The organism is Roseofilum sp. Guam, from assembly GCF_017746735.1.
Taxonomy (GTDB): Bacteria; Cyanobacteriota; Cyanobacteriia; order Cyanobacteriales; family Desertifilaceae; genus Roseofilum; species Roseofilum reptotaenium.
Genome location: NZ_JAGHZN010000055.1, coordinates 18,922 through 30,194 on the forward strand (window position 1 = coordinate 18,922; position 11,273 = coordinate 30,194).

At 42.6% G+C, this 11,273-nt stretch carries 12 protein-coding genes and 1 pseudogene; 7 read left to right on the plus strand and 6 right to left on the minus strand.

Translation table 11 applies throughout. The annotated features are described in order from the left end of the window. Nucleotides 1-205: 205 nt before the first annotated feature. From J7529_RS19680 to J7529_RS19690, 3 genes are all read left to right on the plus strand, one after another. Nucleotides 206-1,612, plus strand: a complete 1,407-nt coding sequence (locus tag J7529_RS19680) for a cytochrome ubiquinol oxidase subunit I (protein WP_318730380.1) — start codon at nt 206-208, stop codon at nt 1,610-1,612. Nucleotides 1,613-1,646: 34 nt separating this feature from the next. Further along, the gene (gene cydB / locus J7529_RS19685; protein WP_271939099.1) at nt 1,647-2,660 is read left to right on the plus strand and encodes a cytochrome d ubiquinol oxidase subunit II; all 1,014 of its coding nucleotides are present in this window, start codon (nt 1,647-1,649) and stop codon (nt 2,658-2,660) included. A 164-nt stretch (nt 2,661-2,824) separates the two neighbouring features. Continuing rightward, complete coding sequence (locus tag J7529_RS19690) at nt 2,825-3,514, plus strand: DUF3318 domain-containing protein (protein WP_271939097.1); 690 nt, start codon at nt 2,825-2,827, stop codon at nt 3,512-3,514. 208 nt (nt 3,515-3,722) lie between these two features. Here J7529_RS19690 and J7529_RS24830 read toward each other — a convergent pair whose 3' ends face one another. Together J7529_RS24830 and fumC are read right to left on the minus strand one after the other, a co-directional pair. After that, on the minus strand, nt 3,723-3,803 hold the full coding sequence (locus J7529_RS24830; RefSeq protein ID WP_413038935.1) for an element excision factor XisI family protein: 81 nt from the start codon (nt 3,801-3,803) through the stop codon (nt 3,723-3,725). A gap of 130 nt (nt 3,804-3,933) precedes the next feature. Then, the gene (fumC, locus tag J7529_RS19695; RefSeq protein ID WP_318730381.1) at nt 3,934-5,337 is read right to left on the minus strand and encodes a class II fumarate hydratase; all 1,404 of its coding nucleotides are present in this window, start codon (nt 5,335-5,337) and stop codon (nt 3,934-3,936) included. 108 nt (nt 5,338-5,445) lie between these two features. On the opposite strand from fumC, the pseudogene J7529_RS19700 reads away from it, so the two are divergent. Together J7529_RS19700 and J7529_RS19705 are read left to right on the plus strand one after the other, a co-directional pair. Beyond that, nucleotides 5,446-5,760 (plus strand): annotated as a pseudogene (locus J7529_RS19700) (four helix bundle protein); the annotation flags it as partial. Between the two features lie 127 nt (nt 5,761-5,887). Continuing rightward, a complete protein-coding gene (locus tag J7529_RS19705; RefSeq protein WP_318730383.1) occupies nt 5,888-6,523 on the plus strand; it encodes a Uma2 family endonuclease in 636 nt (211 codons plus the stop codon). An 8-nt stretch (nt 6,524-6,531) separates the two neighbouring features. Here J7529_RS19705 and J7529_RS19710 read toward each other — a convergent pair whose 3' ends face one another. Both J7529_RS19710 and J7529_RS19715 read right to left on the minus strand, forming a co-directional pair. Next, on the minus strand, nt 6,532-7,413 hold the full coding sequence (locus J7529_RS19710) for a DMT family transporter (protein ID WP_318730384.1): 882 nt from the start codon (nt 7,411-7,413) through the stop codon (nt 6,532-6,534). Then, nucleotides 7,410-8,282, minus strand: coding sequence for a methylated-DNA--[protein]-cysteine S-methyltransferase (locus J7529_RS19715; protein ID WP_318730385.1), 873 nt, complete (start codon nt 8,280-8,282; stop codon nt 7,410-7,412). Before J7529_RS19715 ends, J7529_RS19710 begins: the two co-directional genes overlap by 4 nt. A 155-nt stretch (nt 8,283-8,437) precedes the next feature. Between J7529_RS19715 and J7529_RS19720 the strand changes: the two genes are divergently transcribed. Next, complete coding sequence (locus tag J7529_RS19720; RefSeq protein WP_318730386.1) at nt 8,438-8,650, plus strand: hypothetical protein; 213 nt, start codon at nt 8,438-8,440, stop codon at nt 8,648-8,650. Nucleotides 8,651-8,746: 96 nt separating this feature from the next. Beyond that, entirely contained in the window at nt 8,747-10,288 is a 1,542-nt protein-coding gene (locus tag J7529_RS19725; protein WP_318730387.1) for a GIY-YIG nuclease family protein, read from the plus strand. 19 nt (nt 10,289-10,307) lie between these two features. On the opposite strand, the gene J7529_RS19730 is transcribed toward J7529_RS19725, so the two are convergent. After that, the gene (locus J7529_RS19730) at nt 10,308-10,814 is read right to left on the minus strand and encodes a PIN domain-containing protein (RefSeq protein WP_318730388.1); all 507 of its coding nucleotides are present in this window, start codon (nt 10,812-10,814) and stop codon (nt 10,308-10,310) included. Next, nucleotides 10,811-11,089 (minus strand): hypothetical protein, encoded by a 279-nt coding sequence (locus J7529_RS19735; protein WP_318730389.1) that lies wholly within the window; start codon nt 11,087-11,089, stop codon nt 10,811-10,813. The genes J7529_RS19730 and J7529_RS19735 overlap by 4 nt, the downstream gene beginning before the upstream one ends. Between the last annotated feature and the right edge of the window lie 184 nt (nt 11,090-11,273).

Genomic DNA, 11,273 nt, shown 5'->3' on the forward strand with positions numbered 1-11,273 from the left:
ATGCCCCTAGGTCGTAAGCAAGGACACTTTCTATTGCGATTCGTGCCTATTGCCTAAAACCATAATCTAACTGTCCTAACCAACTCTTTCTCTGCTATAGGAGATTCTGTAAATTTTATTAAAGTGTTACTCTAATCCCTTGCCCAAATTCCGAACTATCCGTTATACCAAAAGAGACAAAATTTACTGAACATGCAGGTAGTTCATGGATTGGCTCTCAGATACGGTAACGCTTTCACGCATTCAATTTGCCTTAACTGCAATTTTTCATATGCTCTGGCCCGTTCTGACGACAGGCATGGGTATTTTCCTGGTTATCCTGGAAGGTCTATGGCTGAAAACTGGCAATCCAGACTATTATCGTCATTGCCGATTTTGGGCTAAGATTTACGTCCTCAACTTTGGGATTGGAGTTGCTTCTGGACTGCCCATGGCCTTTCAGTTTGGCATGAACTGGGCCCCGTTTTCCGAAGCGGTGGGCGACTTTTTTGGCACAGTACTCGGTTTTGAAGGAACGATGGCCTTTATGCTCGAAGCCAGTTTCCTCGGTATCATGCTGTTTGGTTGGAACAGAGTTCCCCCGGTTATTCACTATATCTCTACGATTTTAGTAGCCTTTGGAGCCAACTTATCTACGTTCTGGATTTTATCGGCTAATTCTTGGTTACAAACTCCCGCAGGTGGGGAATTTATCGATGGCAAGTTTGTGGTTCACGACTTTTTTGCCGCTATTGCTAACCCGTTTATGGTTAACAGTTTCCTACATATGTTTTTCGCTACGTTGGAAACGTCGCTATTTGTGATTGGTGGCATTAGTGCGTGGTATTTGATTAATGGTCGCAATGTTGCCTTTTTTAGCAAATCCCTGAAAATCATTTTAGCAGTGGCGATCGCCGTTGCTCCCTTACAAATCTTTATCGGTCACCTGAGTGCCGAACAAGTCTATCACCATCAGCCCACCAAACTCGCTGCCATGGAAGCTCAATGGGAAACGATTCCCGCAGGAGAAACCGCCGGATGGAGTATGGTAGCGCTTCCTAATGCAGAAACACAAGCGAATGATTGGGAAGTTAAGTTTCCCTATGCTCTGAGCTATCTATTGGAGCTAAAACCCCAACTCACAGAACCAGTTTACGGACTCAAAGAATGGCCCTATGAAGACCGTCCCCATATGGTGGGATTAGTGTATTATTCTTTCCGCATTATGATTGCGATCGGGTTATTCTTAGCCGCTTTAGCCGCAATAACTGTCCTGCAATGGCTTAGAGGTCAACTTGCAGAAGCGAAAATTACCGCCCAAAAATGGCTGTTGCGAGGCTGGATTTTTGCTGCTCCCTTGGGCTATCTTGCTGTAGAAACGGGCTGGATCGTGCGCTGTGTAGGACGACAACCCTGGACCGTTTACGGCGAAATTCGTACGGTAGACGCAGCATCTAATCTGCCTCCCGGAGAAATCCTCACCTCTCTGGTGGGAATTACCAGTATTTACATCTTTTTCCTGGGATCTGCTCTGTATTTTGGCTCTCGTATTATTCGCAAAGGCCCCAATTTAGAGATTCCTTTACCCAGCAATACTTCAATTAAGGACGACCAGTTAACGGTCACCAGTTAGCACTCTTTTTCCTATTCCCCATTCCCTATTGATTATGGAATCTCTAGAATATTTTCTTCCTCAACTGTGGTTTTTCATTCTGGGACTTTTTCTGTTCCTCTATGTTCTGTTAGATGGCTTCGATCTGGGGGTCGGGATTCTTTCGATTACCTCATCTTCTGAAGAAAGGCGATCGCTCCTGATGACCAGTTTAGGTAATGTGTGGGATGCGAACGAAACCTGGTTAGTTCTCATGGGAGGTTCCCTATTTGGAGCCTTTCCCCTCGCCTATGGAACGGTCTTAAACGCCCTCTATCTCCCGGCTGTGATCATGGTGGTTGGCTTGCTATTCCGGGCCGTTTCCTTTGAATTTCGGGAAAATTCAGAACGCAAGTTTTTCTGGAATTATGCCTTTGGTATCGGTAGTTTCCTGGCTGCCCTCGGCCAAGGATTTGCCCTAGGAACGGTGTTTGAAGGCATTAATGTGGATGCAGCCGGACATTTTATTGGCGGCCCTTTTGACTGGTTAACTTGGCGATCGGTCTTAGTTGCCTTAACCCTAATTCAAGGCTATGTTTTGATTGGCTCCACCTATCTGATCATGAAAACCACAGGAGAGCTACAACAAACCCATTTCAAAACCGCTAAAATTGCCACGTTGACCACATTCTTAGGTGCGGTGTTCATTACGATTAGCACCCCTATCTTCTATGATTCTGTACGCTCTCGGCTCTTTGAACCGCCTCAAGTTTACCTCTTTTCCCTCATCCCGGTAGCTTGTATTTTGTTGGTCTTCTTGCTTTACCGTAGTCTCCAACAAGAAAGGGAGTTCACTCCATTGTTATGGACAGTCTTGCTATTCTTTTCCTCTTTTCTGGGCTTAGGATTCTTGATTTTCCCTTACATTATTCCTCCGAGCATTACCATTTACCAAGCTGCCTCGGACACTAGCTCATTGGTGTTTATGATCATCTTTGTGGGCTTCCTAATTCCAATTCTCTTAGCCTACACGCTTTATAACTACGTGGTCTTTCGAGGGAAAATTACCACAGAATCCTACGGGGAGTAGGAAGATGGGGAAGATGGGGAGACACGGAAATAGCTTGCTCCCTATTGCCTATTTCCTATTTCCTGTTCCCCATTCCCCGTTCCCCATTCCCCATTCAGTCATCGTCCAAGATATACTCAACATAAGACGATCTACTTGTTTTGTCAGATTCTAGGGCAAGCGATATGAAATCCTATGCAACCTCCTCTGCGAGAGCAGAAATGAATGAACTGCGCCGCTTAAAAGGCTTATTACCGCCAGAACTGCAAAGTTGGGTGATCGTAGAGGTGGCAACAGAAATGAACCCTCCCCTAGTGCGATCCGAAGAAATTGGCAATGATGAAGTTGAAATTCAAATTGATTTAGCTAAATGGGATCAACTGGCGATCGACCAACGAAATTTGCTCTTTTGGCATGAAGTGGGGCGGATTCAGAATGATACGATTCCTAAAGATGGTTGGGAAATGGCCGCTCTAGCCATTGGTTTAGGGGGAGCTGTGGGAGAGCTGTGGGTACAAGATGGCTTGTTGCTCCTCTTGGCACTGGCGTTATGTGGCGTTTCCGGTTATCGTCTCTATCAGAAAAATAACCCAGAGAAGACCCTACAGGAATCGATTCAAGCGGATGAAAAGGCGATCGCCTTGGCAACTCGCTTTGGCTATACCCTACCCAATGCCTACAAGAGTCTGGGCAGTGCCTTGAAGATCTTAATTGAACAAAACCCGAAAAAACGCCAGCGCAGCCGCTATGAAGCCCGTTTGCAAGCTCTGAAGCGCAGTGCATCGAAGGCAAAAGCCAGAGCCAAGGGGAAAACTGATGCTCCCTTTTCCGCTGAACCAGAGGCTGATTATCGTTCGGAAAATATCTTTGGTTGAGTCTCAGGCATAAGGAATGAGTAAGGATTAAGGAGGAATGGCTACTCTCTGTTTCTCCATGTCTCCCCATTACCCTTTTTCACCTCTAGCAATGATATATTAACGGTCTTTGCGGCGAGATCGCCGTTGGGGCGATCTCGCTACCAAACGTTTGGATTTGATGCTCTAAGTTGCGATCTCTCTCTGCTTGGTCGATTTCTACTATGCCTCATAATTCATCGGTTAAAGAACAGTCCGTTTGATTGCCCTGAATCCAGATTTTTCCAGAGCGAATTTCTAAGTGAATCAGACAATTAACTTTAACTCATACCTTTGAACCGCTAATTTGGGTAAATCCCGCCAGAAAAATGACTCATGAGCTACAGAAGGAATAGCTAAATACAGCGATCGCCATTTCTAGAGTGGGCATAACTTAGAACCTACTGGGGATAAACCATTTTTTCGGCAACGACAATGCGATCGAATTCTTCAGCAGAAATATAGCCTAATTCTAAACAGGCTTGCTTTAAGGTTAAGTCTTTTTCTAGGGCATAATGGGCAACCTTAGCTGCCTTATCATAACCGATCGCCGGACTCAGTGCGGTTACCAACATTAAAGACTCGTTTAAATACGTATTGATTTGTTTCTGGTTCGCTTGCAGTCCATCCAATAGGAAATCGGTAAAATTATTGCAGGTATCACCCAATAAGATCATCGATTCCAATAGATTAAAGATCATCATCGGCTTGAAAACATTTAGTTCAAAATGCCCTTGGGAGCCAGCAATACTAATAGCGGTATCATAACCAATGACCTGAGCTGCGACCATGGTCATCGCCTCGCACTGCGTGGGATTCACCTTTCCTGGCATAATCGAAGATCCCGGCTCATTTTCGGGTAGAATTAACTCTCCTAAACCACAGCGCGGACCGCTGCCTAAAAAGCGAATATCATTGGCAATTTTCATCAATGAACAAGCTAAGGTTTTTAACGCCCCACTGGTCATAACAATGGCATCGTGAGCCGCAATTGCGGCGAATTTATTCGGTGCAGAAATGAAGGGATATCCGGTTAAATGGTGAATTTTTCGTGCCACCATTTGAGCAAAGCCTTTCGGTGCGTTTAACCCCGTGCCGACGGCGGTTCCTCCCAGTGCTAATTCATACAAATCTGGTAGGGTTTGTTCGATGCGCTTCAAGTCTGCGGTCAATTGGACACCATAACCCGAGAACTCTTGACCGAGGGTGAGGGGAACGGCATCTTGGAGATGGGTGCGGCCAATTTTGACAATATCGGCAAACGCTTCTGATTTCTGTTGCAGAGCATCCCGCATTTTGGTCACTTTGGGAATCAGATGCTGATGGAGCGCCAAAACTGCGGCAATATGCATGGCAGTGGGAAAAGTATCATTAGAGGACTGGGACATATTGACATGATCGTTGGGATGGATAGGGGTTTTGCTGCCCAATTTTCCGCCTGCAAAGGCGATCGCCCGATTGGCAATCACCTCATTGACGTTCATGTTGCACTGCGTGCCACTTCCGGTCATCCACACGCGCAGGGGAAAATGATCGTTAAGCTTACCGGCAATAATTTCATCGGCTGCTTGGGTGATTAATTTTGCTTTCTCTTCCGGGAGTTTATCGAGTTCCTGATTGGTGATGGCGGCCGCTTTTTTCAAGATGGCAAATGCCACAATCACCTCTTGAGGGATAAAATTATGACCAATCGAGAAATATTTGAGCGATCGCTGAGTCTGCGCTCCCCAGTAGCGATCGTTCTGTACCTCAATTTCCCCCATACTATCGGTTTCAATCCGGGTCTTGGCAGCTTCTTGCGTCATATCCTGGTTTCTCCATCTCCCAATATCTTAGATTGTAGAGTGGGTTGGGAAGGGAGGGAAGAGGGGGAGGATGGGGAAGATAGAATAGAGAGAGTTAATGGGGGAGTTATGGAACGAGAGAAAACATTGATTAAGACTCATGAAGATTTAGGGGTTTATCAGTTAGAATTTGATGCAGCAATGCAAATTTTTGTCTATTCTAAAACATTTCCTGTTGAAGAACGATATTCATTAACTGACCCAATTCGTCCCTCTTCTCGTTCAGTCTGTGCTAACTTGGTAGAAGCTTGGAGAAAAAGAAGATATCAAGCCGCTTTTGTTGCTCAACTCAATGACTGTGAAGCAGAAGCGGCTGAAACTCAAGTCTGGTTAAAGTTTTGGGTTCAATGTCAATATCTGAATGTAGAACAAGGACAAGAACTCTAGAAAATGTATAATCCAATCTTGAGTAGATTAATGAACATGATGAACCATCCCCATGATCGGTGACTTAATTCGCTTTTTACTCGATGAAATTCTGACCATAACTTATAAACAAAACTATTAAATCATGCTGGCATTGAAATTTAATACCCTATTTCCTCAACCTCCCTTATCTCACCCGGATTCAGAAGACCGCTATTTGACTAATAGCGCTACTTGGGAATACTATGAAACCTTACTCAATATTATTGGAGATAATGGCGGTTATCGCGTCACATATTTAGATGGAGTTTTAGAAATCATGTCCACTTCTCGCCGCCATGAAACAGACAAAACTCGGATTGGCAATTTACTAGAACTTTATTTCCTAGAAGCTGATATTGAATATTTTACCTTTGGCTCCACCACCCTGAAACAGGAGGAGCAACGAGCGGGATTAGAAGCAGATGAAGGGTACTGTTTTGGCACAGATAAGGATGTTCCCGATTTAGCCATTGAAGTGGTGGTTACCAGTGGTGGAATTCCTAAATTAGAGGTGTATCGACGGTTGCAAGTGCCTGAAGTCTGGTTTTGGCAAAATGGCGAGTTTTCAGTCTATCATTTTCGCTCCAATCTCCCGGCAGAATTGGAATATAATTATGGTTATGAGCGAATTGAAAATAGTGAGTTACTACCAGACATTAATCTCATCTTTTTAGCAGAATGTGTGAATAATCCCCAGCCTTTAGCCGCAGCTAAGATGTGGAGAAATTATTGGAGATAAGGATATTGTTACAATTTTTTTCCGGGTAAAGGATTGAAGAGTTCGTTGGCGATCGCTGTTCCGATGAGGATTAATGCACAACCTAACACCATGGATGGCGTAATAGCTTCTTTGAGGATTAGAGTCCCCCAAATCATGGCAAACACTGGAATTAAATAGGTTACCGTCAAAGCCTTGGTTGCCCCGACATTCTGAATCAGTCGAAAATAGAGAATAGAAGCGATCGCTGTTGAAAAGAGGGCTAATGCCAGCACAGAGAGCCAAATCTCCAATGCTGGAACCTGTTTGGGGACAGTAAAGGGTAAGGCGGGTAACAGAAACATCGCCGCGCTCAGTTGGCTCATGATCGCAATGACTAAGGGAGGAACATCGGATAATTGTCGTTTAGCATAAGGAGCTGCGATCGCATACATCACCGGAGCTAACAAACCGATACCTACAGCTAAAACAAACGAAGGCGTAGTTTCAAACGCTTTCCATCCTACCAAAATACTGACTCCAATCCATCCAAAAAAGAACCCTATGATGCGATTTAGACTGAGCTTTTCCTGAAACCAGACAACAGCAATAAAGATGCCAAATAATGGAGAAGTTGCATTCAAGATTGAGGTAAATCCGGCAGGCAGAAAGACAGAGGCAAACGCCAGACATACATAAGGCAAAGCGGAATTCAGACAACCCACGACTGATAAAGGAATGATTTTACGGCGCACCTCAGACCAAAGATTAAGGCGAATTAACAGAGGGAGTAAGGCTAAACCGGCTAATAAAACACGCAACTCAATTAACCAAACGGGGCCAAAAACAGGCGCTCCGATTCGCATAAACAGAAAAGATCCTCCCCATAATGCGGCTAAAAGGAATAATTGAATTACATCTACAACTCTCATTCTACTCTCCTCATCTGTTCTGGAAGTTTCTGATTCATGTAGCTGGCTTCCCAACCCATCATGGCACTCTTGCGCTCTAATCCCCAGCGATAACCCCCCAATTCTCCTGATCCTCGAATGACACGATGACAGGGAATTAAATAGGAAATGGGATTTTTACCGATCGCATTGGCTACCGCTCTAACTGCTGTTGGACGACCGATTTTATTAGCAATGATTTGATAACTGGTTATCTGGGCAAAGGGAATATTCAATAGCGCTCGCCACACTTGAATTTGAAAATTAGTCCCTTTAACTAAGAGAGCTAAGGGCTGTTGGGCATGGTTCAAAGGTTCTGAGTGAAAAATTTGTTGAAATAGGGGTTCAGTCGCATCTTTATCTCGAATGATTTCAGAATTTGGCCAGGACTTTCGTAAGATCTGTTCTGCTTGTTTTCGTTCGGTTTCTGCTAAAAAATATAGATTACAAATGCCACGAGAAGTTGTGGCGATTAGAGATAAACCAAACTGAGTGGGATAAAAATCGTATGCAATGTGCAAGCCTGCTCCACCGGCTTTGAATTCTCCAGGAGACATGGCTTCTAAGGTTACAAATAAGTCGTGCAATCGTCCGGGGCTGGATAAACCCACATCTGAGGTTAAATCGAGTAAGTTTTTAGACTTCTGAATTTGTGATTTTGCATATTCAACGGTTAGATACTGCAAAAACCGTTTTGGGCTAATGCCTGCCCATTGAGTAAATAGTCGTTGAAAGTGATATTTACTGAGTCCAATGTGTTGAGCGACACGGGATAAATCCGGTTGATTTAAGTGGTGTTGACGCATAAAGGCGATCGCCTCAGCAATACGAGTATAATCTTCATTCTCCATAGAGACTGACTCTTTTGAATGCCTATCTGTTACTGTACCGAGGGTTAACTGTAATAACCACCCGTTTCTTGCGGAAATCTTCACAGGGTTAGACTTGCCCAAAATTGATTGAGTAGAATCAGCTATAATTTCGTTAGGGATAAGAGGGGATGATTATGACTGAGCGCCTGGATAGAATAGAGGATTCAGAAACAGAAAAAACGGAAATTGCCCAATTGCGATCGCGTGCTGAGGATTTGCTAGAAATCGCAAACATTCATCATGAAGTCAGTCAACGCCAATTTGAAGCTCTTATGAAGGAAATTAAAGCCCTTCGCATAGAAAATAAGTGTATATTAGAGTACTTCTTGGGCACATCAGAAGATTGAGCGGGAGTCTAATGAGTTGCTGGAGAGTGATCGCCCGTTTCTACAGTTCCGCAGATTTGGGTATAATAAAGTATAAACTTAGTTCTCTTCAATGGTATGAAAGGCGATCACAATCTTCTCCAACTCCTCCACATCCCCCTACAAACGAAAGAGTTACTTCCAGAGTCCTCCGGGATCTATTACGTTTTAGATGAAACCCAGAAGGTATGGTACATCGGCCAAGCCAAAAACATTTGTAAACGCTGGAAAGGTAAAACCCATCATCGCATCGATCAACTTGAAGCGCAGAAAAAAACACAGTTTACCATTTACTATGAGTTGGTAAGTAAAGATCAACTTGATGAAGTAGAAAAGCAGCGCATTGAAAAATACCATCCTCACCTAAATGAGAGTCCAGTCAAAGCGAAAAAGGTATTACCCACTGAAACCCTCTTACGAGAAACCCTAGTTGCGATTTCCGATTTTGTCTTCATCCTCGGTATTGAACCTCCCCGCAAAGACATTGCCGATTCAGATCGTAATTATTGGTGGTTTCACAAGAAATTGTTATCCTTGGATATCATTCACATTTCTATAGATATAACTGCCTTCAAAGAAAAATATAATTTCAGTCTTGGGGATGGAAAAGAAAACCCCTTGATCAAAGCATCATTGAATTCTCGTAAAACCTATAGTTCCAATTGGGAATCAGTCCGTTATATCGATGTCTATCGTTTATATGTCAATGGCTACGCAATAGAACTGCATGTGTATGATTATTTCTACTATCAAGAAAAAATACAAGAAATTCGCAAATATCATGATGTTAAGTTAGCGGGAAGATCGATCAAAGCGGTAACCCCTGAATCCTTAAGTAAAATGCAGTCAGAAACTGATAGACAATACTTTCATAGTCGCTTATTTCAGAGAATGAGACCTTATGATACAGATTTGATAAGAATTTTCTTTAATGACCCCATTGATGAAGATAAAATCAAAAACAAAATAACCACCATACGTGAAGATTATAAAACAGGTAAGCGAGGCTATGGCAGCCGCTCCAAAAAGTCAGGTACTACAACGGTAAAAGATCTGTTGCACAAACGACATATCGACCCACAAAAATATAGTAAGGAGGGTGCATTTCGCTTTCTTCGTGGCACTGATAAAATTGGCTTGTTTGTCAAAAGCTTTTCCACTGATTTAAAGAGACCTTACAAGCATGAAAAATATCGATTTCATAATGATCCGGAAGATACATGGCGTGAACGTGACCTCTACAATAGTGCATCTGGATATATCAATTCTCAAAAAACAGAGGCTAATTCATGGCAGTTTGAAACGCTGTATCTTCTAGCCAGCGTTGACCGTCAATCATGGCTATTAGTCGAAGAATATCTACAGGATTTTGCCTCGGTTAATCGCTTGGATAATGGAGTCGGATATATCACTAAATTTTATGTCTCTCCCCGTAAATGGTTAGTGCCTGCAAAAGTCAATATCAAAATCCTAGAAGTCGGTTCTGGTTTTGGCATCCCCTTTGGGCCAACCGATGACTTTCCCACCTTTGAAACAGCGAAAGAAGAAATTAAGCGCCGTCTGGAAGCCTCCGACTTACCGGAAATGAAGTTAACCTTTCAACGAGAAAAGGTAACTTAGGAAATCTTATCCGCAATATTCAGTTCAATAATCCTCGAATATGATTAAAATTAATCGTATCTATATTTTGTGAATATAAATAACTCGCTAATTCTAAATCATTGGTCAAAACTAGATATCGACCTTGGCAAATTTCTAGTATTCCACAATCTGTTAAACCAAATTTAGAAAATTTATCATTCTGCATGAGTTGAGAACTTTCTCGATATTCCTCCTGAACTTTTGCAGGGTTTTGCGTGATTTGACCTAAAATTTTTAAAGCAGTTGAACGCTCTGGTTCTCCCAAATTATTTATTAGGTTACTTACTTCTGTTAGAATATGAGGAGTTGTAATAACTTTGCTAAAGTTATCTAAAACTTGTAATAATAAATCATAGTCATGAGCAGTAAAACCTTTTGTTCGATTAAACTTCTCAAGCCGTTTGAGATTGACTGTACCTACGACCCAGAAAATCAAGATGTTAGTATCAATCAAAAGTCCTTTATTGCGATACTTTTGATAAAATCTTTGAAGTTCGTCGATCATAATTCTCGAATTTTCATCGATTCAACTTCATTTGTTTTTGAGTTAATCGTAAATATCTTATAGACTCGTTCATATTGCCAGTTATCGGTAACGGGCAATAGGGGATTCTGCTTTATCTTAGTAGAACAGGTATATCCCAAAGTAATCAGCCATTTATCTTCAGAAAACTCAACTTCTTCGAGTCGCAAGTCTTCAATACCTTCCCCTAACTGAGGCAAAAGTTGTTCAAAGTAAGCTTTCGCTAGGCGTACTGCTTGTTCAACCTGTTGTGCCATAATGATTAATCTCTAGATTGCCTTCAATATTATACTATATATTCTACTTCTTAGAGTCGGTTGTAGTGAACTATTTCATCTAATTTGATGCATTATATTTTGTTCGTAGTGAGGGATTTATCCCTCTCCAGCTAGGCTTTTAAGCACTCTTCGTGCTTACACCAAACAAAGCACTATTTTAGGT